General features: G+C 44.3%; 24 protein-coding genes. 12 read left to right on the plus strand and 12 right to left on the minus strand.

What is annotated here, in order from left to right; translation table 11 throughout:
* Nucleotides 1–105: 105 nt before the first annotated feature.
* From HOP08_15740 to HOP08_15755, 4 genes are all read right to left on the minus strand, one after another.
* Nucleotides 106–1977, minus strand: coding sequence for an ABC-F family ATP-binding cassette domain-containing protein (locus HOP08_15740; GenBank protein ID NOT76381.1), 1872 nt, complete (start codon nucleotides 1975–1977; stop codon nucleotides 106–108).
* A 507-nt stretch (nucleotides 1978–2484) separates the two neighbouring features.
* The gene (locus tag HOP08_15745; GenBank protein NOT76382.1) at nucleotides 2485–3426 is read right to left on the minus strand and encodes an alpha/beta hydrolase; all 942 of its coding nucleotides are present in this window, start codon (nucleotides 3424–3426) and stop codon (nucleotides 2485–2487) included.
* Between the two features lie 25 nt (nucleotides 3427–3451).
* Nucleotides 3452–3880 carry a nuclear transport factor 2 family protein gene (locus HOP08_15750; GenBank protein ID NOT76383.1) on the minus strand — a complete coding sequence of 143 codons (429 nt, stop codon included), beginning with the start codon at nucleotides 3878–3880 and terminating at the stop codon, nucleotides 3452–3454.
* A gap of 80 nt (nucleotides 3881–3960) precedes the next feature.
* The gene (locus HOP08_15755; protein ID NOT76384.1) at nucleotides 3961–4560 is read right to left on the minus strand and encodes an alpha/beta hydrolase; all 600 of its coding nucleotides are present in this window, start codon (nucleotides 4558–4560) and stop codon (nucleotides 3961–3963) included.
* Between the two features lie 790 nt (nucleotides 4561–5350).
* Here HOP08_15755 and HOP08_15760 point away from each other — a divergent pair.
* Both HOP08_15760 and HOP08_15765 read left to right on the plus strand, forming a co-directional pair.
* Nucleotides 5351–5920, plus strand: a complete 570-nt coding sequence (locus HOP08_15760) for a hypothetical protein (protein NOT76385.1) — start codon at nucleotides 5351–5353, stop codon at nucleotides 5918–5920.
* Between the two features lie 714 nt (nucleotides 5921–6634).
* Nucleotides 6635–7915 (plus strand): M24 family metallopeptidase, encoded by a 1281-nt coding sequence (locus tag HOP08_15765; GenBank protein NOT76386.1) that lies wholly within the window; start codon nucleotides 6635–6637, stop codon nucleotides 7913–7915.
* Between the two features lie 19 nt (nucleotides 7916–7934).
* Here the strand turns inward: HOP08_15765 and HOP08_15770 are convergent, their stop codons facing one another.
* Nucleotides 7935–9179 (minus strand): serine hydrolase, encoded by a 1245-nt coding sequence (locus HOP08_15770; protein ID NOT76387.1) that lies wholly within the window; start codon nucleotides 9177–9179, stop codon nucleotides 7935–7937.
* A gap of 14 nt (nucleotides 9180–9193) precedes the next feature.
* Nucleotides 9194–10366, minus strand: a complete 1173-nt coding sequence (locus tag HOP08_15775) for an aminopeptidase (GenBank protein ID NOT76388.1) — start codon at nucleotides 10364–10366, stop codon at nucleotides 9194–9196.
* 86 nt (nucleotides 10367–10452) lie between these two features.
* Between HOP08_15775 and HOP08_15780 the strand changes: the two genes are divergently transcribed.
* From HOP08_15780 to HOP08_15810, 7 genes are all read left to right on the plus strand, one after another.
* Nucleotides 10453–11271, plus strand: coding sequence for a glucose 1-dehydrogenase (locus HOP08_15780; protein NOT76389.1), 819 nt, complete (start codon nucleotides 10453–10455; stop codon nucleotides 11269–11271).
* Nucleotides 11272–11277: 6 nt separating this feature from the next.
* Entirely contained in the window at nucleotides 11278–12504 is a 1227-nt protein-coding gene (locus tag HOP08_15785) for an acyl-CoA dehydrogenase (protein NOT76390.1), read from the plus strand.
* A complete protein-coding gene (locus HOP08_15790) occupies nucleotides 12501–13562 on the plus strand; it encodes a phosphotransferase family protein (GenBank protein NOT76391.1) in 1062 nt (353 codons plus the stop codon). The genes HOP08_15785 and HOP08_15790 overlap by 4 nt, the downstream gene beginning before the upstream one ends.
* A gap of 23 nt (nucleotides 13563–13585) precedes the next feature.
* Complete coding sequence (locus HOP08_15795; protein NOT76392.1) at nucleotides 13586–14419, plus strand: SDR family NAD(P)-dependent oxidoreductase; 834 nt, start codon at nucleotides 13586–13588, stop codon at nucleotides 14417–14419.
* 2 nt (nucleotides 14420–14421) lie between these two features.
* Complete coding sequence (locus HOP08_15800) at nucleotides 14422–14841, plus strand: acyl-CoA thioesterase (protein ID NOT76393.1); 420 nt, start codon at nucleotides 14422–14424, stop codon at nucleotides 14839–14841.
* A 217-nt stretch (nucleotides 14842–15058) separates the two neighbouring features.
* Complete coding sequence (locus HOP08_15805) at nucleotides 15059–15577, plus strand: hypothetical protein (GenBank protein NOT76394.1); 519 nt, start codon at nucleotides 15059–15061, stop codon at nucleotides 15575–15577.
* Nucleotides 15578–15623: 46 nt separating this feature from the next.
* Nucleotides 15624–16448 (plus strand): DUF3667 domain-containing protein, encoded by an 825-nt coding sequence (locus HOP08_15810; GenBank protein NOT76395.1) that lies wholly within the window; start codon nucleotides 15624–15626, stop codon nucleotides 16446–16448.
* On the opposite strand, the gene HOP08_15815 is transcribed toward HOP08_15810, so the two are convergent.
* From HOP08_15815 to HOP08_15825, 3 genes are all read right to left on the minus strand, one after another.
* On the minus strand, nucleotides 16449–17042 hold the full coding sequence (locus tag HOP08_15815) for a tetratricopeptide repeat protein (protein ID NOT76396.1): 594 nt from the start codon (nucleotides 17040–17042) through the stop codon (nucleotides 16449–16451). It abuts the gene before it with no gap.
* Between the two features lie 77 nt (nucleotides 17043–17119).
* Nucleotides 17120–17977, minus strand: a complete 858-nt coding sequence (locus HOP08_15820) for a Ku protein (protein NOT76397.1) — start codon at nucleotides 17975–17977, stop codon at nucleotides 17120–17122.
* Nucleotides 17978–18077: 100 nt separating this feature from the next.
* Entirely contained in the window at nucleotides 18078–18392 is a 315-nt protein-coding gene (locus tag HOP08_15825; GenBank protein NOT76398.1) for a phosphoribosylpyrophosphate synthetase, read from the minus strand.
* Nucleotides 18393–18507: 115 nt separating this feature from the next.
* Between HOP08_15825 and HOP08_15830 the strand changes: the two genes are divergently transcribed.
* On the plus strand, nucleotides 18508–18714 hold the full coding sequence (locus tag HOP08_15830; GenBank protein ID NOT76399.1) for a hypothetical protein: 207 nt from the start codon (nucleotides 18508–18510) through the stop codon (nucleotides 18712–18714).
* 3 nt (nucleotides 18715–18717) lie between these two features.
* Here HOP08_15830 and HOP08_15835 read toward each other — a convergent pair whose 3' ends face one another.
* Nucleotides 18718–19347 carry a TetR/AcrR family transcriptional regulator gene (locus tag HOP08_15835; protein ID NOT76400.1) on the minus strand — a complete coding sequence of 210 codons (630 nt, stop codon included), beginning with the start codon at nucleotides 19345–19347 and terminating at the stop codon, nucleotides 18718–18720.
* 216 nt (nucleotides 19348–19563) lie between these two features.
* Between HOP08_15835 and ggt the strand changes: the two genes are divergently transcribed.
* The gene (ggt, locus tag HOP08_15840) at nucleotides 19564–21252 is read left to right on the plus strand and encodes a gamma-glutamyltransferase (GenBank protein ID NOT76401.1); all 1689 of its coding nucleotides are present in this window, start codon (nucleotides 19564–19566) and stop codon (nucleotides 21250–21252) included.
* On the opposite strand, the gene HOP08_15845 is transcribed toward ggt, so the two are convergent.
* Complete coding sequence (locus tag HOP08_15845; GenBank protein NOT76402.1) at nucleotides 21249–22850, minus strand: OmpA family protein; 1602 nt, start codon at nucleotides 22848–22850, stop codon at nucleotides 21249–21251. The genes ggt and HOP08_15845 overlap by 4 nt on opposite strands.
* Before the next feature lie 26 nt (nucleotides 22851–22876).
* Nucleotides 22877–23488, minus strand: coding sequence for a DNA-3-methyladenine glycosylase (locus HOP08_15850; protein ID NOT76403.1), 612 nt, complete (start codon nucleotides 23486–23488; stop codon nucleotides 22877–22879).
* A 235-nt stretch (nucleotides 23489–23723) separates the two neighbouring features.
* Here HOP08_15850 and HOP08_15855 point away from each other — a divergent pair, with 235 nt between their 5' ends.
* The gene (locus HOP08_15855; GenBank protein ID NOT76404.1) at nucleotides 23724–24566 is read left to right on the plus strand and encodes a DUF2911 domain-containing protein; all 843 of its coding nucleotides are present in this window, start codon (nucleotides 23724–23726) and stop codon (nucleotides 24564–24566) included.
* Nucleotides 24567–24573: the final 7 nt, after the last annotated feature.

Below are 24573 nucleotides of genomic sequence, written 5' to 3' on the forward strand. Positions count from 1 at the left end.
TTTTGAATAGATTTTTAAGGATTCTCATGTGAGATCATAGTCGCGTGACCCTGGAAATTATTGTAATCCAAACCGAAACTATTGAAATCCTTAAAAGGCTCGCTATTACACTACTTCACTCAGCTCAAGCCATCTCGCCGACTTCTTTTCGATCTGCTCTGAAATGCTTTTCACCTGCTGCGACCATTTCAGCAATTGCTCATGACTGGTCTCTCCACTGTTAAGCTTTACGGTCACTTCAGCTTTTTCAGCTTCCAGTTGGGCGATCTCTTTCTCCAGTTGCTCATACTCCTTCTTTTCCTTAATGGAAACCTTCTTCTTTCCGTTTGACGGGATCTCTTTAACAGCGATTGGTGCTACGACTTCATCTTCATCATCTACACCTTCTGTGTGCTCACCTTTCAGGGTGTCACGGTAATAGGTATAGTTACCATTGAACATCCTGATCTTTCCATCTCCTTCAAAAATGAAGAGCTGATCCACCAGGTGATCCATAAAGTAACGATCGTGAGACACGAGCAATAAACATCCACCAAATTTCTCAAGGAAATCTTCCAGGACATTAAGAGTATCAATATCAAAATCATTCGTGGGCTCATCAAGCACCAGGAAGTTTGGACTCTTCACGAGAAGCTTCAGCAACTGAAGACGTTTCTTCTCACCGCCACTCAGCTTCTCAATAAACGTATATTGCTTTTCCGGTGGGAATAAGAAATTCTCCAGGAACTTTGCAGCAGACAATTGACTTCCGTCAGAAAGCGTAATGAATTCTGCAATCTCTTTTACTTCTTCGATAATACGATTCTGAGGATTCAGCGTCATGCTGTCCTGAGTGAAGTATCCGAACTTGGTCGTAGCGCCTGGCATCACCAGTCCGCTATCAGGTTTGGCCTGCTGTGTAATGATGTTGAGGAAGGTTGATTTTCCTACACCGTTCTTGCCCACCACACCAATACGATCGAACTTCTTGAACACGCACGAGAAATCTTCAATCACCACCTGGTCACCGTACTTCTTCTTAATGTGTTCTACTTCAAGGATCTTTCCTCCCTGACGCGACTCTTTAATATCCAACTCAAGTCTGTCTTTGCGAAGATCCTGAGATGCTACTTTTTCCAGTTCGTAATATGCTTCAATTCTATACTTCGCTTTGGTTCCGCGGGCTCTTGGCTGCTTGCGCATCCATTCAAGTTCTTTCTTCAGGAGAAGTCGTGCTTTGGACACTTCTGTCTTTAGCATCTCTTCCCTTTCAGATTTCTTTTCGAGAAAGTAAGCGTAGTTGCCTTTATATCTGAAAAGCTTGCCGCGATCCAGTTCTATAATTTCATTGGCTACATTATCCAGGAAATAACGATCGTGGGTAACCATGATCAATGTGATGTTCGGTCCGGAAAGATATTCCTCCAGCCATTCGATGGCTGTTAAGTCAAGGTGATTGGTAGGCTCATCCATGATGATAAGATCCGGACTTGCCAACAGGAGCTGAGCGAGGAAGATCCGTTTCTTCTGACCACCGGAGAGTTCACCGAATTTCCTGTCAAGGTCAGGCACATCCAGCTTCGTTGTTACCTCCTGAACCTTCGCATCATAATCCCATGCATTATACTCTTCCATTTTCTCAAGAGCATCCTGCATACGCTGGGCAGGAACATCCGGATGATGAAGACAGTCTTCGTATTCTTTTACAACGGCCGCAACCTTGTTGGATGAATCAAACAAAATGTCTTTTACCTGCTTCTGGTTGTCGACCTGAGGCTGCTGCGTAAGAATTCCAACGCGGATCCCGTCGCGAACTACAACTTTACCAGTATCGGATTTCAGTTCTCCTGTAAGGAGCTTGAGTAATGTTGATTTGCCGACCCCATTATTTCCAACCATGGCAAATTTTTCCCCTTTTGAGATACCCAGGGAGATGTCACGAAACAGCCATTTGTCATTAAATGCTTTGGAAATGAGCTCTGCAGAAAGATAATTCACGGAAATCGATTAAATGAGGCGCAAAGATAAGGAAAAGCTGAAAGTTGACCTTCTTTATTTGAAGAACGAGCTGTCCTGAATGGCGATTCTCAGATCAGACATGATTGCTTATAGCGCCCACCCGCCACGGCTGTCGGAGAACGTTCTGTGTTCGGTTAAAGATCATGTTTCATCAGTCAAGGTGATGCAATACACGTCTCATTAAATATGGTATCACACAAAAAAACAGGCCGCTCCTCTGGAGCTTACACAAAATATTTAATAACAAATTTCTACAAACAGGTCTCCCCTGGCGGGCTAATCCAGATTTGTAAAATCGTTATACGTGATAACACCACCATGTCAAATAGTTAATCATTCTTTTATAGTCAATAGGTTCGGAAGCCCTGATAAGGGCGACCTGTTTGTAGTATGAAATTTATATGAGGTGTTCCCGGCTCCAGAGGAGCGGCCTGTTCTTAAACAAGCGAAAAAGCAAGTACTCGCTTTTAGATTTGCCGAGTCATACTATCGATTATAAAACACCTCCATCCCGCTGCTCTCAAAAAACTCACCGATCACTTTGTTGTACTGCCCGGTCTCATTTAAATAAGGAAAGTGTCCCTTACCCTTAAAAGTATAAAGCCGTGCAGCAGGGTATAGTTCTTTCAACTGTTGCCGCAGTTCAGGAAAGATCAAGGGATCATTGTCGGATTCGATCAGAAGAATATCATTGGATGATGTCAGTTCTTTTGAAGGGACAAACGAATCCACCACACAGAGATAGCGCGATAGAAATTGCTTCTTGCTCATGCCGCCATAGGATTGCTCCAGCAGGTAAGCTTCCGCCAATGGAGAATTCTCTGAAGTAGGTATTACTTTGCTTCTGATGTTTCCACGAAAAGCAACCATCACCAGCCACTCGGGAAGGAACCGGGCTATGGATGCGGTCGTACCATTCTTCTCTTTATAAATGGAGTTGGGTGGAAAGGTATTGGCAAAGACTGCTTTCTTAAACCGGTCAGGGTAAGTAGTCTTAAGATACTGTGCAAAGTATCCGCCAAGCGACGAACCCAGAACATTCGTGGATGCTATGTTCTCATTGTCAAGTATCTTAATGACTGCATTTCCCATTTCCGACAACGAACCTGCCGGTGGATAGGTTAATGTGATGATCCTGTATTTATTTTTGAAAGCACTGATCTGCTGCCACCATATATCATAACCTCCTGCCATCCCGTGAAGGAAGATGATGCTTTCCTTTCCATTTCCAGCAGCAAGATAATTCCATTGCTTGCCGTCGATGGTAACGGACTTGAGAGGCAACGCACGAACTGAATCCAGTAACGCTAATTTATCATCTTCTGATCCTTTGTATAATTCTTTGAAGGTGTGCCTGGGTGTTGGATACAGATATGCGATCAGCAGCATCAGCAAGACAACATTGGCGATAATATATTTTTTTTTCATTCTGATAGTTAAATCAATACGTTCATTAAATCGGAGGCTGATCACAAAATTCTCCACCCGTACACTTAAGCGGTGTGAATATTTCAGCACGGATCATCCACTGACCATTCAGCTTATGCCACTTTGCGTAATACGTTCCACTGATTTCAATCTTTGCTCCCTTCTCCGTCCACCGTCCTACCCAGGTTCCATTCTCGGCAGCCATTTTCCATGTTGGGAATATCTCGATCTTCTCAGGAGTACGGATATAAATTACATCAGGCTTGGCGATGAACTCACTGGCGAACCGGTCTCTGTTTTCATTCCTTCCGGATGCTTGGAAGTTTCTGGAGGTGATGCAATGATAGTCGGTCGTCCAGATGCTGGCGAGCGTGGCGGTATCTTTCTTTTGAATAGCATCATTGGACCGCGTTCTTTCGGTACGGATCAGATCTTCATCTGGAGACATTTCCATTTTTGAATTGGGATTACTGCAAGAAATACTGCTAACGACGAATGTTAAAACTATCCAATAGAAAAGGTTAGCATGCTTCATCATTTGTAATGCTTGTCGATCCATTGACTTGCTTCTTCTGCCAACGGCTCGATTAGGATTTTGCTCTTTACCTTGAACGAGTGATCTGCGCCTTCAAATTTCTTCAGGACAGCAGTCTTCAGTTTTTTAACGACAGGTTCCAGCAATTCCATTTCCGCCAATGCATCTTTGGTGCCCTGAAGAAACAGCATCGGAATCTTTATGAGCGACAGATGTTCGGCGCGGTCAATAGCGGGCGCACCGGCAGGATGAAGCGGGAAGCCAAAGAAGATAATCCCCTTTACAAACTCCGGACATTCTTTCGATATTTTCTGTGATGACATTCTTCCACCGAAAGATTTGCCGCTCACAAACACCGGAAGCTTTGGATATCTCTTACGTGTCTCATCAATGACGACTTCAATAGTTTTATGAGCAATGGCAGGTGAATCAGGTCTCCCCTTTTTATTTTCCATGTAGGGAAAGTTAAAGCGGACGGTGGTGATGGATTGCTGCTTCAGCGCTTCGGCCATGCTCTCCATGAAGGAATGCTGCATTCCGGCACCGGCACCATGAGCGAATGTCAGAACAGCTTTGGGCTTGACGGCTTCGGTTATCATGGCAGAGACCTCGCCGATGGATTCAGAAACGGTGACCTTGAAGATGCCTGAGGTTTGCTTCGCCATGGGTTGATGATACTTTTATTAAGACTAAAATTTAAGGATAATTTTTACTTATTCAATGGATTATATGGCGCGCCGGCTTTGCCGCGTGCCGCCTTAAAATAAAAACAGTATCTATGATACCATTGTGACTAACTAAATAGGAATGACTATAAATTTTTATTCTATATAAAGTCTATCGTATTGTAATTTCAAATTTGATTCGCTTCTGCACGCGGCAAAGCCGTCGCGCCATTTCCGTGCAGCCCTGTGCAAAAATTTTTTATACAAAGAAATTTATAACGTTATGTAACAACAGCAGTGTTTGACCGTATCTTTTATAGTTAGTGGATACAACTTTTGATTCTCTTCTACCGGAATCTGAATTGCTATAATTCTGCGATCAGCAAATGTCAGAATTTGCTGTTCTGAGTGATATTTTATCCGTTGACCCTAGGTTCAAGCTAGGTTCAGGCTAGGTTTAAGCTAGGTTCAGGCTAGGTTCTACCTAGGTTCGAGCTAGGTTCTACCTAGGTTCAGGCTAGGTTCTACCTAGGTTCAGGCTAGGTTCTACCTAGGTTCAGGCTAGGTTCACCCTAGGTTTTCACTATCTTTTTCCTAGGGACATTTTAGGTCAATATCCTATAATTCTTATCTTCATATCGGAGGAAGTCCTGATCCAGTCCCCACTGGTGTGCTTCAGCATTCCCTATTTGCGTTTTATGCAGCCCCTTTAAAATGGCATGATATGAGCAAGAAGAAAGACAAAACAGAGCTTGGAAGTGTTTTTGGCGATACTGTATCGATCCAGAAAGTCAACAACCGTCTGACAGTAAAATCCCGACCGAAGCGTACTGGTAAAAAGGGTAAGCTCTCGGAGAAAGCGATTGCCCAGCATGAACGGTTCAGGCAGGCATCACGCTATGCAAGTTCAGTGCATAATGATGAAGAGCTGAACAAATTATATTCCGCCGGTAAACGTGGAAAGCATGAATCGGCATACACGGTAGCATTGGCTGACTTTCAAAATCCACCAAAGATCGGCAGCATTGATGTTAACAAGCGCAAGTCAGCGGGCAAGGATGAGATCCAGATCATCGCCACCGACGACTTCATGGTCGTGCAGGTGAGTGTAGAGATCTTTACTGCCGACGATACATTTATTGAACAAGGAGAAGCTTCTGAAAACTCAAAGAGGAAAGTCAACGGATGGTTTTATACACCTACTGTTGCTCAGCCATTACAGCCAGGAATGAAGATCGTCGCAGCGGCGTATGACAGACCGGGGAATAAGACGGAACGGGAGGTTGTTTTGTAAGTAGGGCTTACGCACTTCATTATATAATACCGTTACCTCTCAATGGTACCAGCAAAGCCGTCGCAAGCAAAAGATAATTAAAACAGGCCGCTCCGATGGAGCTTGGACAAATACACTTGATACAAAGTTCTACAAACAGGTCGCCCCTAACGGGGCTTATCCAACTTCTTAAATTAGTTACAATAGTGATAACATCACTTCGTCAAATAGTTTCTATTCCGTTAATAGTTAATGGACTTCATAGCCCTGATAAGGGCGACCTGTCTGTAGCAAGATTTCTATGAGATGGTTCCTAGCTCCTTAGAGCTCGCAAACCACGACCCCCGACCCATAATGACGTTAAATATCTTTCATCATTACATAAAGATCTATCTCGGTGTGATGAAAAGTACATCACTCTGGAATCAATCTCTCCACGAAGGACAACCTTCCAATCATCACATAAGGTGCCTTGGTATTTTGCCAGGCGGTGCGGAGGATTGCGGGTGGCTAAAGACCCGGCACCGGTGTGATGATGCAGCCATGCGGCTGTGGAGCAAAATAATTTTACCTTCAATACTATCAGTCAATAAGTATCCATAGGATATTACTACTAAGACTAAGATCATGTTTCAGCCTCTACCAATCATCAAATTCCTATATCCCTCCCTCACCAATCTCTTCCTCACCTCAGAATATAACATTAGATTTACCCATACTCTTAAACCGAAGACTATGTCCATCAACCGTAGGAATTTCCTCAAAACTTCTGCCGTAACCGCTGGCGGAGCCACCATACTCTCAGGCATCGCGTGCGATTCCAAAGCCGAAGCTCCCAAAGAAACTTCTCCCCTCGATGGACTTACTTCCATGACCAAAGACATCGTTCCTATCTCCATAGACGAACGCAAAAAGAGAATTGAAAAAGCTCAAAGCCTCATGACCGCCATGAAGATGGATGCCGTCTACCTCGACGGTGGCACCAGCATGGAATACTTCACCGGCCTGAAATGGGGTAACAGCGAACGCATGATGGCCGCCATCATTCCCCGCAAAGGCGAAGTAAAGTATGTCGGCCCCGCTTTTGAAGAAGAACGCATCCGTGAACTGATAAAAATAGGAACCGATGTCAGAGTCTGGCAGGAACACGAAAGTCCGTATAAGCTGGTCGCTCAATTGTTCTCAGACCTCGGCATCAAGACCGGCAAAATAGGAATGGAAGAACGGGTTAGGTTCTTTTTGTTCGACGGAATACGTAAAGAAGCTTCTCATCTCGAATATGATATCGCGAACTCCATTACAGCAACGTGTCGCATGATAAAGAGTCCGGCGGAGATTGCTTTAATGCAGAAAGCCAATGATGTCACCATCGCTGCTTATAAAGTTGCCGTCTCCATGCTTCGTGAAGGAATGTCTCAGGGAGAATTTTCAGGTATTGTATCGGAAGCTCATAGCAAGCTTGGTGCTCCTGGTGGTGCCTCTGCATCGTTTGGCGCTCCGTCTGCTTTTCCTCATGGAAGCAGCACTCCTCAGAAATTAGCCAAAGGTGATATCGTTCTAATGGATGGCGGATGCAAAGTGGGTGGCTATTCTTCCGATATCAGTCGCACGGTTGTCTTTGGTGAACCTACCAAACGTCAACGCGAGATCTGGGATCTGGAAAAGAAATCACAAGCTGCCGGATTCGCAGCTGCAAAACTCGGCGACCCTTGTGAGAACGTTGACATCGCATCACGAAAAGTAATTACCGACGCTGGATTCGGTCCAGGTTATAAAGTGCCGGGACTTCCCCATCGCACCGGTCATGGCATCGGAATGGATGGTCATGAGTGGGGCAACATGGTACTCGAAAACAAAACTCCGCTACAGGTGGGAATGTGTTTCAGCATCGAACCCACTATCTCTATCTACGGTGAGTTTGGTGTACGCCTGGAAGATTGTGTTTATATGACGGAGAACGGTCCAAAGTGGTTCAGTGAACCAAGCCCCGCAATTGATAAACCGTTTGCATCGTAAGCAGTCTGTAAAACCGGAACTATTTTTCTATCGCCATTAAGACTTTCTCAATGAAGGGTGACATCGCGTCGCTCTCAATCCATCGCGCTACGACGACGATATCATTTTCGTAATCGACGTACACCATGTTGGTTCCATTGCCAAGATGATAGAACGAACTTGCAGGCGCTGAAGGAATGAGTTTTTTGTCCGTATTTAAGAACCAGTTCATAAAGCCATACGTCGGCTGTGCCGGAGTTGGTGTCAATGACATCTTCACCCAGTTGTCAGACAACAATTGCTTCCCGTTCCACTTCCCTTTTCTTAATGTGAGATAGCCAAATCGTGCCATGTCTCGGGCACTGATGATCATGCCACCACCCCAATGTCCGCCGCCGCTTACGGATTGCATGATCTGTCCATCCAGCACGACATATGAATTCTCATATCCATACCATCTCCACGTGTTCGATGCATTGATCGCATCCATAATGTTCTCTTTCAAAACCTGGGGCAATGGCTTTCGCCAGACAGACAATCCCGCCAGTGCCAATGCGTTAACGCGAACGTCATTATACTCATAGACTTTTCCGGGTTCATTCCGGGCACGGGTGGTCCATTCATCCGCCTTCGCACTGGGCCGGTCAGCCCATTCCGGCTTGCCCCATAGCGTACCTTCAAAGTCACTTACCTGGCGTAGCAAATGGTCCCATGTGATCTTCCTGTTATGAGGTGTTTCAAATGGTGTAAGTAACTGACTTTGACCATATTGATCAGATTTATTGCCAGTGGAGATTGGCTTATATGGCAGAATGGGCGGAATATATTTATAGACCGTATCATGCACACTTCCGATCAATCCCTTGTCAACCGCAAGACCGATCACAGCAGAAAGAAAGCTCTTGGTCACGCTGTGGGTCATATCCACTCTGAATGGGTCGCCCCACTCCGCAATGATGTAGCCATTTTTGAGAATTACACCCGATACATCTCCCCTGTCTTTGAAGGGACCAATCCCATCTCCAAAAGGTTCCTTACCAAAAGTCTGGTAGTGCGACTGCTGAAGATCACGGGGATTTTTCGACTCACGACTGATAGAATAGGATATCGCTTCTTTTAACTTGTCGGCATTCATCCCAACTTCTGCCGGAGACTTCTTCTTCCATTCTTTATCTACTCCCGGAAAATAAATCTCTGCTGCAGACTTCGCTTTCTGCTTCTGTGCAACAGCAACACTGCTCAATAATAAAAGTACGATGACTGAAAGTCTCATGAGGTGATTCATTACAATTTCATTTTTCATTTTATAAGCTTTCCGTCTTTCACCCAGATATCACCTCCTACAATCACCATCGCATCTGTAAAGAAGTTGATCTTGACAAAATCTCCTCTCACCAGTCCGCCGATCTCTTCACTATTGCCGAATGATAGTCTTACGATCCCTGCACCATAGCCATAGTATAAGATGTTCGGATTAGTATCGCTCATTGCCAATAAAGGATTGAACCCAACGACGAGCTCACGGAACAGATATCCTTCTCTTCCCGGAGCGAGTGCGGTCTTCACAGTTTCAAGTCCCTCGGTTGCTTTTATGTCGGTGATCTTTCCTTTCTTAAACGTTACCGTCAGACCTTCCACTTTCTGATCTCCCCACATGCCATTTGGAAATACAATCACTCCTTCTACTGTTTCCTCCAATGGAGAAACACGAATCGCTCCTGCAGGAATTTCTACTTCACGGTCAATGAGGTTTCTTCCTTTATCGGATCTTAATTTCGACGCATCGCCATCCTGCTTAGTAACAGGACGATCACCGATCCTGAATGATATGTTGGTTCCGGCTGGATTGGTGACGACGACACCATCTCTTCTGATAGCGCTTTCAAACTCTGCCTGCTGTGCTGCGATGGCATTGTAATTGGAGTTGAGAACAGCGTTCTCATAGATCTTACTGATAGCACTATCGATCGCGACACCTTTTCCGGTTATATCAAAAGCCCCTGCCCAATGGAAATGAACAGCGCGTCCTCTTTGCTTCTTCATGATTTCCTGCCACGCACCATACGGAGCATCAGCAGGAACAGGCCCTGGCAACATGATTCCAAGATCCATACCTGAAAGTATTTCTATCAGTTCCTCTTTACTTTTTCCTTTTGTTGATTTTACAAAGTCATTGTTCCATGATTCGGGCCACGCCGTGGTATCCACATTGATGGTACCCATGTACACACCGCCGGCTGCGTTGATGCGATCGCTCAACAGAACAATCACCGAATCAAATTCACCTGGCATACCCACCATGAATACTTTTTCTCCAGGGGTAATGTTGATCTGCTGCATCAGGCGATTGCTGATGGCAGAGAGATCCAATGTTGATGCTCTCAAGGAAACTGTTTCTTCATTCGGTTTCTCCTTACAAGAGAATGCGAGAGAAATTAATATGAGAAAACCAATAAAGTTAATTTGCTTCATAACAGGTGTTTTGGAAACATCCAAGATACAATCATTCCCAAAAAATGTATAGTATTTCTTGATGGTTCTGGATATTTTTAATGGAAATGGCGGGTGAGTTGTCAACCCAGTTTATCCGACTGCATCATCAACGATCAATCAAACAACGAATGGAATTCAATCTTAAAAACAAAGTAGCACTTATCACAGGAGCGAGTAAAGGCATTGGTGAAGCCATTGCCATCGTGCTGGCCCAACACGGTGCCCACGTAGTCATCAATTCCAGAAAACAGGAAGAACTTGATAGTGTCGTAGCAAAAATAAAATCTGACGGTGGTGAATGCATCGGCATTGCTGCCAATACAGGTGAAGCAACAGGAATAAAGAAACTCATTGACGCGACTGTCGAAAAGTACGGAGGCATTGATATCCTGATCAACAACGCTGCATCGAACCCGGTATTTGGTCCTGTTATCCAAACAGAAGAATGGGCTTATGATAAGATCATGGGCGTGAATGTGAAAGCTCCCTTTGAACTATCCAAGCTTGCCTACCCGATCATGAAGCAAAGAGGCGGCGGCTCTGTTATTAACATCAGTTCTATTGCAGGAGATACTCCTGATCATGGCCTGGGTATTTATTCCGTATCCAAAGCCGCGTTGAATATGCTGACAAAAGTTACCGCTAAAGAGTGGGGACCTGATAATATCCGTGTAAACTCAATTTGTCCCGGATTGATCAAAACAAAATTCTCCCAGGCACTCTGGCAGGATGAGAACTTATTGAAGAAAATTATGAAGATGGTACCGATGGGTCGGATGGGAACGGTAGAAGAGATCGCTGCACTTGCGCTCTTCCTTTCGTCTGATGCATCGGGATATTGCACCGGTACTTTATTCTTTGCCGACGGCGGTACCACTATCTGATCTACTATGGAAAAAATATTCGCCACCACACGGCTTCAAGAGCTCTTGCCTAAAGTTCAGGCTTTTGTCAAAGATGAGCTTCTTCCTTTGGAAGCCAATCATCATAGCCGAAGCTTCGAAGGCACCTTCAGATTGCTTGACGCAAAACGCGAGCAGGTGAAGTCACTCGGACTTTGGGGATTACACCTTCCTAAAGATGAAGGTGGATGGGGATTGACCTTATGTGAGTTTGCACAGATCAGTGAAGCGCTGGCCCTCACTCCTTTTTATGGACACTATTCATTCAATTGCCAGGCTCCGGATATCGGCAACATGGAATTGCTGAGCAAGTTTGGAAGTGCAGAGCAGAAGGACAAATTTCTTCATCCACTGTTGCAGGGAAAGACAAGGAGTTGTTTCGCGATGACGGAGCCTGAGTTCGCTGGCTCAAATCCTACCCGATTGGCAACCATGGCCGTCCGCAAAGGTGATTCTTATGTTATCAATGGGCATAAATGGTTTACGTCCAGTGCAGAAGGTTCTGCTTTCGCGATTGTGATGGCGGTAACGAATCCGGATGGATTGCCACATCAGCGGGCCAGTATGATTCTCGTACCCACAAACACAAAAGGGTTTAATCACATCAGAAAAATTCCTGTTTTCGGTGAGTCAGGTGGCTTATGGGCCAGTCATTCCGAAGTACGATTTGATAATTGTGAAGTCCCTGCCTCCTATTTGATCGGTGAAGAAGGATCAGGATTCAGGTTGGCCCAGGAACGATTGGGACCAGGTCGCATACATCATTGCATGCGATGGATCGGAATTGCTGAGAAAGCATTGGACCTTATGTGCAAGCGCGCTGCATCACGTGAGATCGAAGAGGGTACTGTGTTAGGTGAGAAACAATTTATTCAGGGATTCATTGCTGAAAGCAGAGTAGAGATTGACGCTTCAAGACTTCTCGTGCTGAGAACGGCGGCAAGCATTGATGATGAAGGAGCTGCAGCTGCACGCAACCAGATATCCGGTATTAAATTTTATACTGCCAACATGGTGCTGAGAGTTTTGGATCGCGCGATACAGGTCCATGGAGCGATGGGATTATCGGATGGAACGATGCTGGCAACATTGTATCAGCATGAACGGGGAGCACGCATCTGGGACGGCGCCGATGAAGTTCATAAGCAAAGTCTTGCGTTGAGCATTCTCAAAGAATACGGGCTCGATGTAAAAAAGAAAAAGAAAGCATCATGATCAGTTCAGATCAGCCGGTTTCCGTAAGGCAGGGAGAAGAGATCGACCTCAAGTCGTTGAACAAGCATCTGAAAGAGAATTCATCCATAGGATTCGTTACTGAGCAGAAACAATTTCCGGGAGGCTATTCAAATCTTACTTATCTGCTCACTACCGGGCAAGGTGAATATGTTCTTCGGAGACCTCCGGCAGGTGCGGCAATTAAATCTGCACATGACATGGGAAGGGAATTCAATGTTCTTTCTCTGCTAAAAAATTCTTATTCCAGGATCCCTGCTCCGATCATCTATTGTCAGGATGAAAAGATCATTGGTTCAACTTTTTATATCATGGAAAGGATCAAAGGTGTGATCCTGCGTCCTTCATCAGTAAAAGAAATCCGCGTGACCTCTTCTGAGATGAGGAAGATATCGGAATCACTGGTGGATAATTTGGCAGCACTTCATTCATTGGATATTGCTAAAACAAATCTTTCGCAATTGGGTAAGCCGGAAGGATATGTGCAGCGTCAGGTGGAAGGCTGGACAAAACGTTACATCGCTGCCCAGACAGATCCGATCACACAAATGGATGAGATCAGTGCCTGGCTTTCTGCCAATCTCCCGGCGGAGGTTAAGCCGACCTTACTGCACAACGATTATAAGTATGACAACCTGGTTTTGAATAGTAATGATCTTTCTGAGATCATTGGTGTGCTTGACTGGGAGATGGCAACGGTGGGCGATCCCGGAATGGATCTTGGTGCATCCCTCGCCTACTGGGCTGAAGAAGGTGATGGAGATCTTGCAAAGGTCTTTAACATATCATGGCTTCCCGGAAATCTTACACGCAAGGAAGTCGTAGAACGCTACACTGAAAAAAGCGGACGAATGATTATAAATCCGGTATTCTATTATGTTTTCGGATTATATAAAAACGCTGTTATTGCACAACAGATCTATGCACGCTGGAAGCAGGGTCATTCTAAGGATGGCCGCTTTGGAACGCTGATCCATGTCATCAAAGATCTTGCACGACGAGGTGCCAATGCTATCAACACAAATTCATTAATGAGTTAATCTCTTATCCACGAATCCTTATTATGACTTACGCTCTCACGCAACAACATCCCTCCAAACGAGCCTTCATCACGGGCGCAGCTTCGGGTTTGGGAAAAGCATTTTGTATTGAACTCGCACAGGACGGCTGGACGTTGGGGATTGCAGATATGAACATCGATCAGCTCAATATTGCTGCTAAAGAATTTGAATCACTTGGAGCAAAAACCATTTGCTTTCATCTGGATGTCTCCAACCGTGAGCAGTATCAGAAAGTCGCAGTTGATTTTCTGGAGAAAGTCGGGGGAATCGATCTGCTCTTCAATAATGCCGGCGTCGGCGATGGAGGAATGTTTGAAGAGTACTCACTGGACAACTGGGAATGGATGACGCGTGTCAATCAATTCAGCGTGATCTATGGCTGTCACTTCTTTATTCCAACATTCAAAAAACAAAAGTCAGGACATATCTTAAACACAGCAAGTCTTGCCGCCATCAGTTGCGCCCCTACCATGGGAGCATACAATGTGACCAAGGCAGCTGTTGTAGCGATCAGTGAAACACTCTATTGCGAATTGATGGATCATAACGTTAAGGTATCCTGCCTGCAACCTGCTTACTTCAAAACAAATATTGCGCAAGGCGGCCGTGGCGGAGAGATCGTTAAGAAGACTACTCAGTTCTTCATTGATCACTCACGACTGGAGGCGAAAGAAGTAGCACAGGAGATCCTTCATCGTGCGGGAAAGGGCGAACTGTATATCATTCTTCCAAAAGCAGCAGAAAAGCAATGGAAGATGAAGCGTCTTGCTCCTACGTGGTATCGAAAAATGGTAAAGGTTAAATTCCTTGAAGCTGCGAGAAGAGCTTTCCGATAAGTATGTTAGAAATCCCAAAAGACCGCGGAGTATTCCGGCTTGCTATTCAGGTACAGCCTGAAGATATCGATGACCAGAATCATGTTAACAATGTAGTGTACCTGCGATGGGTTCAGGAAGTGGCTTATGCGCACTGGAAAACTCTGGGAAGTGATGAGCTGATCAGCAAATACCGCTGGGTGGTTCTCAGGCATGAAATAGATTATCATTCCCCCGCACTACTGAGTGATACCATTGAAGCATTTACATGGATTGATGCTCCTGAGGGTCCAAGACAAAAAAGAAATGTTTCGATCCGTCGGATTCATGATCAAAAGATCCTGGCATCTGCCACGACCACATGGTGTCTTTTGGATGCTGTCACCGGACGGCCCAAAAGAGTAACGGAAGAGATAACTTCTGTCTTTGGATTAAAAGAATGATCGCAAGCCTTCGTTGATCAATCTGCGGTGCCTTTTGTTATCCATTAAATAGAAACGCAAAAAGCTAACTCCCAGTTGAAAAAGTATAAATGCTACGATTGCTAAAAGTATGAACATGACACAAATCGTTTAATTAGAAGACTAAAGTAGTATATGCCTTATATATATCCTAATTATCAGCAAGTTATGTATCTCATATTAAAGTAAATTATTGATAATGAAGTTGGTAGAATTGATTCTAAAAGAGCATTCCAGGGCTATGAGGGATGCCGTTGTGAGGTATGTGGGGCACAATCCGGCCCGTTTTGGTGAACTGGTGGACCTGTTTATGAAAGGTCCATATCGCGTGACACAGCGGGCAGCATGGCCCCTGAGTTACTGTGTGGAGAATCATCCGGAGCTTGCAAAACCTCATTTGAAGAGGATCATACAGAACCTGAAAAGTCCGGGACTCCATGATTCTGTAAAGAGAAATACGATCCGTTTATTTCAATTTGTTCCGATCCCCAAATCGCTCCAGGGAATCGTAGCGGATATCTGCTTTGAATATCTGGCCAACCCAAAGGAAGCCATTGCAGTTCGTGCTGTCTCCATGAGAGTATTGTCCAGGATTGCCAGGGAGCAACCTGAACTTAAGAATGAACTACGCATTCTGATTGAAGACCATCTTCCCTTTGCTTCACCGGGATTCCGAAGCCGTGGCATGAAGGTTCTTAAAGAAATCAAGCAGCAGTAATTTATCTTTTGACAGGGTAGAAAACTCTCTACTTTGCGGATCTAAAATGAATCCATCTCTCCAGAAACATATTTGCAAGAACTGCGGCAATGAATTTGTCGGGTTTTATTGCAATCAATGTGGAGAAAAAGTAATTCTCCCTGAGGACCGCTCCTTCCGTACGTTTCTCAACAGCATTCTTCTTGCGGTAACGCTCGCGGACAGCAGGTTTATCAAAACGATCTGGCTGATGATCAAGCGTCCCGGTGAGCTGAGCAAAGAGTTTGCGGAAGGAAGAAGGATCAAATACCTCCGGCCACTCTCTGTCTTCTTTGTATTGAACCTTGTCTACTTCCTGTTCCCTGTCATCCAGCTATTCAATGCGTCGTTACGAACACAGATCAATTCTTTTCATGGATCACTGGCTGTTCAGACGGTGGCGACCAAAATGACAAAGCTGGGATATCATGATGTGGCATCTTTTGGGATCGTTTATGACCAGAAGACGGCTGGTCTCGCCAAGATGCTGGTCATTGTTTTTGCTGTGATCGTCTCGCTTCCGCTGAATCTTATTTACAGGTCAGGAAACCGATATTTTACTGACCATGTAGGCTTATCCGTTGAGCTTGTATGCTTCAATCTTCTTATCAACGCCCTGTTCCTTACCCTGATCGTAAATGTATTTGGTCTCGGAAAGCAATTGGATGAGACGGTTCTGACGGCCATCTTCATTACTACCAACTTTTATTTCCTGATACGGTCAGGAAGGATCTTCTATAATGAGAAGATCATTTCCCTGATCATTAAATCGGTCGTCATGATAGCAATTCTTAAGATATCGCTCGAAATCTATCGTGCAATTCTGTTCTACGTTACAATTAATGTAATGTAATTAACGGGTGGCTCTCAGAAGGTTATCGATGAGCTCTTCTACCTGTGCGGAATCCTGCGGCGCCAGTTGCTTGTAAGCAATCAATGATTGAACTGCTTCTTCAATCTCGCGATTCATGGCTTGCGTCAATCCAAGATTGAAATAACTATTGGGAAACTCTGGCTCGATGCTGATCGAAATCTGGTAGTGGAGTTTCGCCAGGGGAAGGTTTCCAAGCTCAGCGTAGAGATTAGCAAGGTTGTAATGCGATTCAAAATGACGGGGATCCTCTTTAAGGCTGAGAGTAAAGCAATCAACAGCTTTGCTGTAATTCCTAGCCCTGGATTCAATGATGCCAAGATTACAAAACGCATCAGGCACGCTGTCAAATTCAACAATGGCTTTAAGATAGATTTCCCTGGCGCGTTCGTCACCATTTTCATCCAGCAAAAGGGCCTCTTCAAAGGTGCTAAGCTGGTTTAGCTTGACGATCTTACCTCCTACAAACAGGTTAAGCTGCCCTGGTTTTTCAGGTGTGATGGGACGCTTTTTCCGAACAGGTCTGAACCCGAACTTCTCCGGTGGCTGAATAGGAAACTTGACCACTTTTGCCATGGTCGCAAAGATACGATTTAAGAAAGAATGTGAGAAGCGGGCACCTATAACTTTAAAGCCTGAATGCTACACTCCTCTTAACTCGCCTTTCTCTTTAACGTCTTGGTTTCCTTGGTTGATTTTTTCTCCTTAGCCGTTGCTGCTCCCTTGGCTTTCTCCATCGGCTTCTTCGCCTTCTCGATACTTGCTTTCAGGGCGGTCATGATATCCACCACAGGAGTTTCTTCTTCCTGTATGGTGACAATCTCTTTGCCTTCGATCTTGGCTTTGATCATACTGTGCAGCGCATCCTGATAATGATCTTTCATTTCAATGTCGACAAACTGTTTGGTCATTGAGTCTACCAGCATCTTTGCCATCTTGATCTGCTCCTTGTCAACTTTTGTTTCTTCCAGGATCTGGGGCACTTCAGAAATATTCCTTACTTCATTCGGAAAACGAAGCTTATACATCAGAATCCCTGTCTTTTCAGGAGCCAACAGAACAACTGTTTCACGATCTCTTAATACCACGCGGCCCACTCCCACTTTGCCTGATTCTTTTAATGTCTTGGCAAGCAGTGAGTAGGTCTTGGCGGCAATCTCTCCATCAGGACCAATAAAATAAGGTGAATCAAACAGCGTCGGATGAACTTCCGTAGTATTCACAAATCCTTCTATATCAATCAGGCGTGTGCTCTTGAGCTTTACCTTTGAAAAATCTTCATCATTGACAATTACAAACTGTCCTGGTTCATACTGATATCCTTTGACAATATCTTCTGTACGAAGTGTCTGGCCCGTCACTTTGTCCTTCTTTTCATAGCTGACCTGATTGTGTCCTTCTTTCGAAAGCAGGTTAAAGCTTACTGTCTGACCGGAGTCAATTGCGTTATAGACTCTGATCGGAATGGTGACGAGGGAGAATCGGATATGTCCTTTCCAAATGGCTCTCATATATGAAAAATGTTAGTTAGACTAAAAAATTAGAACAGTGATGCTAAAGTATTGATAATGACCTTATTTTCAAATAGTAAACGACCAATTTTTATATTGATTAATGTTTTGTTGCTGTGTCAATTCTAAGCTTCCGGATCATCTCAGGACTCAGGGAATCGGAATACGCTCCATAGGCATCTATCAATAATCCTTTCGCTCCCGTGGTGGAACTAATGGCAAATAACACCTCGCTGTCGTCGGGGTCATTCATTCCCTCAAACCGGTGGATCTCATCCACATGAAATTCCTCTGGCTTCAGTTTCAGGTCAAGTGCGGGACACTCCAGCCATTCCGGATGGAGGTTGAAGTCGGCAGTATAACCCTTGCTTTTAAGAGCCTTCATTGCCTCCGATGACGTTGCGTATGCTTTCATAATTACCTGTTCAGATCTTCAATTAATATGCCACCACTTTCCTCAATTCTCCCTCTTCCTTCCATCCCTCTAAAATTATGTAGAATAATAGCTATTTTAGAGCGTTAGTGATAAGATGAAACACCTTTTTATAATCGGTATCTTTTTATGTCTTACTGCCTGCGGCGGTGGTCATAAGTATCATACTGTAAAGGTGGCTAAGCCCATTTACCATCATACGTGGTATAAGAATAGCCGATGGCACAAGAAAATTCAGGTCGGCAGGATCCGGGTCCGCTGGTTTGAAAAGCAGGGAGTGAAAACGGTGAAGATGAAAGGCTAGGTTCTACTGAACTCCTTTCAATGCCAGCTCAACCTGCCTTCTCATAAACATCTTCAGGGATCCACTCTGACTCAAATGAGCAGTGAGAACACTTCCATAGAAAATGGTATTCAGCAGGTTCGTAACATCACGGGTTGATGTAGCCTTGGTTATCTCCTTCTTGAAAATTGCTTCAAGGGCAAACTTCTCAAACATCTGATCCAGGGACAATATCTCTACAGACTGAATATCAGATACGTTTGGAAACAGAAATTTCTTTTCTTCCGCCTTGATGGGAAATGGCTTGAAGGGTCTTTTAGGATTTGACAGATATGCAATCAATCCGAGGATGATTCCGGGATGCAGTTCAACGTCTTCACTTAGTTTATCAAACAAAAAGAACACTCCCTGAAGTCCTTCCTTGGGTCTGTCGTTTAATTCAACCACACGACGCAGGCACCAGACTCTGAAGTAATAGGACAATATATCTTCCTTTGTAGCAAAGTATTTGAAGAGCGTGACTTTCGATATTTTCACTTTCTCACAGATATCTTCAACATAAAGGTCATCAAAAGGCTTCTTACCGATCAACTTTACTGTTTGTTCCAGCACTGCCAATTTCAGTCTTGCTGCTTTCTCTTTTCTCAGGCTCATAGATATTCAGTCTCCCAGATATGTAGGCATTAAATAATACATTAAACGTCAAATACCCTAATGATATTCCACAAAGTGAATTTCTTATCTTTAAGTAATCAAAAATCGTGTTCGATTTACATAAAGGATAATTTAGAACTGGTTTTTTATACTTTTAAAGAAATACTTTACCCTTATTAAATCGCCCCTTTTACCGGAGTAAAAAAGCATACTTAGATGAAGAAATTATTACCCTTTCTGTTCCTTTCAATTCTGGCATGCCAGACCCCTGTCAAAAAAGAACCTGTCATCGGACTCATAGCGGATTCTGTTATGGTGGTCTCCGCTCAACCTCTGGCCTCTCAGGTAGGAGTTGATATCATGAAGAAAGGTGGTAATGCAGTGGATGCTGCTATCGCTGTACAATTCGCATTGGCAGTTGTCTTTCCTGCTGCCGGCAATATCGGCGGTGGTGGATTCATGATCATCCGGACAAAAGACGGAAGCACCGCTGCTCTGGATTACCGTGAAAAAGCTCCCGGCCTTGCCACTACCAACATGTATCTCGGCAAGGACGGAAATGTAGTAGACGGACTCAGCACAGATGGTCATCTTGCTTCCGGCGTTCCCGGATCTGTCGACGGCATGATAGAAGCTCACAAAAAATACGGATCGCTTCCATGGAGTGAACTTGTTCAACCCGCCATCGATCTTGCTATAAAAGGATTTACTCTTTCTGAGAAAGAAGCAAAGTTCCTCGTTGACATGCAGAAGGATCTTGTAAAGTATAATACCGTTAAGCCAGAATTCTTACTTAAGGATGAATGGAAGCCAGGAGATTCAATCCACTGGACTGATCTTGGTCATGCACTTGAGCGCATTCGTGATCTTGGACGCGCCGGATTCTATGAGGGCAAAACTGCAGAAGATATTGTCGCGGAAATGAAACGCGGAAAAGGATTGATCTCTCTTGAAGATCTTAAAAATTATCATGCGATCTGGAGGGAACCTGTTACTGCCACTTATAAAGAGTATAAAGTCATTTCTATGCCTCCTTCTTCCAGTGGTGGCATATGTGTTATCCAGCTTTTGAAATCAATGGAGTCCTACCCTGTCAAAGACTGGGGATTCAACTCCCAGAAAACGGTTCATGCCATGGTGGAAGCAGAACGTCGTGTCTTCGCCGATCGCTCAAAATACCTTGGAGATCCAGACTTCTTTAAAGTCCCAATCAGCTCACTGATTTCTGATCAATACATTACAGAACGGATGAGCACTTTTGATCCGGAGAAGGCAACACCAAGTTCTGAAGTAAAGCCTGGTAATATTGCGGGATATGAATCTGAAGAGACCACTCACTTCTCCATTGTTGACGCACAGGGAAATGCGGTCTCCGTTACAACAACATTAAATGGATGGTTTGGATCCAATGTAGTAGTCGGTGGTTCAGGATTCTTTCTTAACAATGAAATGGATGACTTCAGCGCAAAGCCCGGTGTACCCAATATGTTTGGCGTGACCGGCGGAACAGCCAACAAAATTGAACCCAACAAAAGAATGCTCAGTGCCATGTCTCCAACGATCCTTGAAAAAGATGGCAAGCTGGTAATGGTAGTTGGAACACCTGGAGGAACTACGATCATCACTTCGGTTTTCCAGGTCATCCTGAATGTTATCGAGCATGGTATGGGCATGCAGGAAGCAGTGGATGCAAAACGTATTCATAGTCAATGGCTTCCTGATACTATTATACCAGAGAAAGGAGCTCTTGCATCAAAAGACAGTCTGAAGCTTACGCAGATGGGACACAAGATCACCGAACGCTCTGTCATTGGAAGAGTGGACGCCATCCTCGTAACGAAAGATGGCAAGCTGGAAGGTGGTGCTGACAGATTAAGAGGAGATGATACTGCGAAAGGTTATTAATCTTTCACAATTGTAAACTCCACTCTTCTGTTAAGTCTTCTGGTTTCCTCAGAATCGTTGCTCGCCATAGGTTTGGAGCCTCCGAATCCCTTTCCGCTTACGCGCTTGGTGCTAATACCTTTGGAAACAATATAGCCCTTCACTCTCTCAACACGTTTTTGAGAGAGTCTTTGGTTGTGCTCCGGGTTACCACGATTATCAGTATGACCGGAAAGCTGGATCTCAACCTTTGGATTTGTCTTTAACAGAGAGACAACAAGATCAAGCTCATCATTGGATTCCGGAAGAAGATTGTAGGTGCTCTGCTGGAACAAAACGCTTTTCAGGTTTACGGTGGCACCAATTTCAATTGGCTGAAGCTTGAAATTCATCTCCAGTGTTTTCATTTCGTAGGTGCGCACGTCAAGCTTTTCGAAGTTACCAACATACCCTGCGCACTCCACACGAATCGAATATTCATTCACAGAAGGAAAAACGATCTTGTACTTTCCATCCGGGCCGGCAAGCGTGGTAAATAGAGAATCAGAATGAAACGTTAGCGTCGCCCGTAACGGCAAACCGGTTTTCAGATTCGTAACCTTTCCATATACCTGAAACAACTTCTCATTTCCAGCGATGGGCTTTTCGCGAACGATCTCAATCATCTTTACAATGGTATCAGGGCGCTGCTGGATCAATGAATCTTTCAGATCAATAGGTGGCTTATAAAAGCGTATGTCACCATATCCATCGCTGTTGTGGGTGCTGGTGAACAGTGCAAAGTTTTGTCCCGGATAGGCACGATAGAACAACTCTCTGCCTTCTGAATTGACATTAGCACCCATATTGACGGGATCCGACCAGTTGGTCCAGGTGTCATCAAGTCGTTCGGAATAATAAACATCTGAGCTTCCATAACCCTTTCTTCCATTGGATGAAAAGTATAAGTGTTTTCCGTCAGCGCTGAGACTGGGACTGAACTCCTGTGCAACAGAATTGATCTTCTTGCCAAGATTCTTTGGTTCTGACCATTTGCCTGATTCAAGAATTGAAACATAAATATCTTCTCCACCGACAGTGCTATAGGAGTTGGCAGAGAAGACAAAGGCTTCCACGGCAGTGGATAAAAAGCCCTGAGTGGTAGAGCGATTTAAGAAATAAGGAATATTGATATTCTCAGGCTTTGACCATCCTTCCGGAGTTCTCAGAGAAACGGATATGCCTTGTGACAGAAGATCTGCAGGATTCTTCCTGTAATGATTAACGAGGAAAATCCTTTCACCATCATTAGAGAATCCAACGACAGCATTGTATCCTTCATCATTGATGGTCTTATCACCTTGTTGCGGAAAAGACCACTCCTCTCCTGTCCATACTGAATACCAGATATCTCCCGGATCTTTTTTCCCACCGACATTATCGGGATGATTCGCCACCGTCCAATACATCATCTTTCCATCGGGAGTGATGACAGGAGCCTGCTCATCGTAGGCAGAGTTTACATTTCTAAAAGACTTTTGCGAAAGCTGCTGTGCCATGGTTGTAAATGGCAATACAAGGCAAAGGATCAGTAAAAAATAATGAGCGCCTGTTGCGCTATTCTGAATCTTCAATTTCATTCAAGTAAGTATTCTAATGTGCAAAATTACTTTTTCCCCAGCTTTGGCAAAGGGTTACTTACCCAGGGATTGTCTTTAATGCTAAACCTCCATGGCAGCAAGGCATCCTCTCCTGCGTAGTCAATGCCTACTCTCGGACTGCTGACGATCTCATTTTTCTTTAGTTTAATGTTCATATCCTCCAGCCAAAGATCGGCGGACCAAACCTTCAGCGCGTTATGACTTCGGTCAATGCCCAGTGCTTTCGTCAGTTTGCCAGGTCCTGAGGTAATTCTCTTCTCATGAATGGTTTTCATATTCTCTTTCATGAACTGAGTACCTTTCACAGGTTCCAGCGCACGAATTAAGACTGCATCTGCTTTACCTTCTACATTCGTGACAACATTAAATAGGTTATGAATTCCATAGCATAGATAAACGTAGGCATGACCGCCCTCCTTGAACATGACGGCATTCCGGTTTGTCATTCTGTTCTGGTAAGCGTGAGATCCCCTCTCCTTTGGGGAATATGCTTCCGTTTCAACGATCATTCCACCGATGACATTACCATTGATAGCGGTGAACAGGCCTTTGCCCAATAGTCCCTTTGCTATTTTCACAACATCCTTTCCACTATAGAATTCCTTAGTCAGCTTCATTACGAATGTTAATGTTTTGTTAAAATCATTTAATGGAGAATGTAAGATTCATTAATGCATCCTGATTTTCATTTCCAACTGTCATTAGATCAGCGTGAACCCTTAATATTCCCGTTCTGATTATTTCGTATCAAAATTAGCACCATTCATGTGATTACTCTACAGGATCACTAGGTTTCTGGAGAAACTAAACTAACCTACTTTTGCCGACGCAAAACAACCTAAATAACTTATCATGAAAAACGTTTTAGTAATTCTATTAGTCATCGTTGGCTTTATCGCTGATGCACAGGTAATGTCACCTGCTCCAAGTCCAGCAGCGACTGTCAGCACGGTCGTTGGACTTACTGATGTAAAAGTTGAGTACTCACGTCCAAAAGCAAAGGGTCGCAAGATCTTTGGTGATGGAAACCTGACTCCTTATGGTCAGATCTGGCGCACAGGTGCCAACTCTGGTTCTAAGATCACATTCGGTGATGATGTGAAGTTCGGAGGAATGGATGTTCCAAAAGGAACTTATCTTATTTTGACAATTCCGGGAGCAACTGAGTGGACAGTGATTTTATATAAAGATGTTGCAATGGGCGGCAATACCGGAGACTACAAGCAAGCTAACGATCAGACACGTGTTGTTGTGAAATCTGAAAAACTTACAGAGAAAGTAGAAACATTCACAATTGAAATTTCTGACTTGTCTGATAACAGCAAGACAGCAAATCTTCAGATCATGTGGGAGAACACTTCTGTTAAGGTGCCGATCACTGTTGAGTTTGATACAAAAGTTATGAAGAGCATCGAAGCCAGCACAAAGATTAATCCTAATAACCTGTTCAGCGCAGGCGTTTACTATTTCGAAAACGGTAAGGATATCAAGCAGGCTTATGAGTGGGTAAGCGCAGCGGCTGCAGCGAATCCTAATGCATACTGGGTTGCTTACCAGAAAGCAAAGATCCAGAAAGCAATGGGTGACAAGAAAGGTGCGATCGAATCTGCAACCGCTTCAAGAATCGTTGCTGAGAAAGAAAAGAATATGGATTATGTAAAGTTGAATGATGACCTTATCAAATCATTGAAATAATCTGAAG

Source organism: Cyclobacteriaceae bacterium (assembly GCA_013141055.1).
Taxonomy (GTDB): Bacteria; Bacteroidota; Bacteroidia; order Cytophagales; family Cyclobacteriaceae; genus ELB16-189.

Coding starts and splice junctions, on each gene's coding strand:
- HOP08_15755 (NOT76384.1), bottom strand. CDS start 4,560: ATGATAACCGAAGCCGTCAAGCCCAAAGCTGTTCTGACATTCGCTCAT.
- HOP08_15845 (NOT76402.1), bottom strand. CDS start 22,850: ATGAAATTGAAGATTCAGAATAGCGCAACAGGCGCTCATTATTTTTTA.
- HOP08_15770 (NOT76387.1), bottom strand. CDS start 9,179: ATGAATCACCTCATGAGACTTTCAGTCATCGTACTTTTATTATTGAGC.
- HOP08_15760 (NOT76385.1), top strand. CDS start 5,351: ATGAGCAAGAAGAAAGACAAAACAGAGCTTGGAAGTGTTTTTGGCGAT.
- HOP08_15745 (NOT76382.1), bottom strand. CDS start 3,426: ATGAAAAAAAAATATATTATCGCCAATGTTGTCTTGCTGATGCTGCTG.
- HOP08_15805 (NOT76394.1), top strand. CDS start 15,059: ATGAAGTTGGTAGAATTGATTCTAAAAGAGCATTCCAGGGCTATGAGG.
- HOP08_15835 (NOT76400.1), bottom strand. CDS start 19,347: ATGAGCCTGAGAAAAGAGAAAGCAGCAAGACTGAAATTGGCAGTGCTG.
- HOP08_15825 (NOT76398.1), bottom strand. CDS start 18,392: ATGAAAGCATACGCAACGTCATCGGAGGCAATGAAGGCTCTTAAAAGC.
- HOP08_15855 (NOT76404.1), top strand. CDS start 23,724: ATGAAAAACGTTTTAGTAATTCTATTAGTCATCGTTGGCTTTATCGCT.
- HOP08_15775 (NOT76388.1), bottom strand. CDS start 10,366: ATGAAGCAAATTAACTTTATTGGTTTTCTCATATTAATTTCTCTCGCA.
- HOP08_15790 (NOT76391.1), top strand. CDS start 12,501: ATGATCAGTTCAGATCAGCCGGTTTCCGTAAGGCAGGGAGAAGAGATC.
- HOP08_15750 (NOT76383.1), bottom strand. CDS start 3,880: ATGGAAATGTCTCCAGATGAAGATCTGATCCGTACCGAAAGAACGCGG.
- HOP08_15795 (NOT76392.1), top strand. CDS start 13,586: ATGACTTACGCTCTCACGCAACAACATCCCTCCAAACGAGCCTTCATC.
- HOP08_15785 (NOT76390.1), top strand. CDS start 11,278: ATGGAAAAAATATTCGCCACCACACGGCTTCAAGAGCTCTTGCCTAAA.
- HOP08_15765 (NOT76386.1), top strand. CDS start 6,635: ATGTCCATCAACCGTAGGAATTTCCTCAAAACTTCTGCCGTAACCGCT.
- HOP08_15815 (NOT76396.1), bottom strand. CDS start 17,042: ATGGCAAAAGTGGTCAAGTTTCCTATTCAGCCACCGGAGAAGTTCGGG.
- HOP08_15830 (NOT76399.1), top strand. CDS start 18,508: ATGAAACACCTTTTTATAATCGGTATCTTTTTATGTCTTACTGCCTGC.
- HOP08_15800 (NOT76393.1), top strand. CDS start 14,422: ATGTTAGAAATCCCAAAAGACCGCGGAGTATTCCGGCTTGCTATTCAG.
- HOP08_15810 (NOT76395.1), top strand. CDS start 15,624: ATGAATCCATCTCTCCAGAAACATATTTGCAAGAACTGCGGCAATGAA.
- HOP08_15850 (NOT76403.1), bottom strand. CDS start 23,488: ATGAAGCTGACTAAGGAATTCTATAGTGGAAAGGATGTTGTGAAAATA.
- HOP08_15780 (NOT76389.1), top strand. CDS start 10,453: ATGGCGGGTGAGTTGTCAACCCAGTTTATCCGACTGCATCATCAACGA.
- HOP08_15820 (NOT76397.1), bottom strand. CDS start 17,977: ATGAGAGCCATTTGGAAAGGACATATCCGATTCTCCCTCGTCACCATT.
- ggt (NOT76401.1), top strand. CDS start 19,564: ATGAAGAAATTATTACCCTTTCTGTTCCTTTCAATTCTGGCATGCCAG.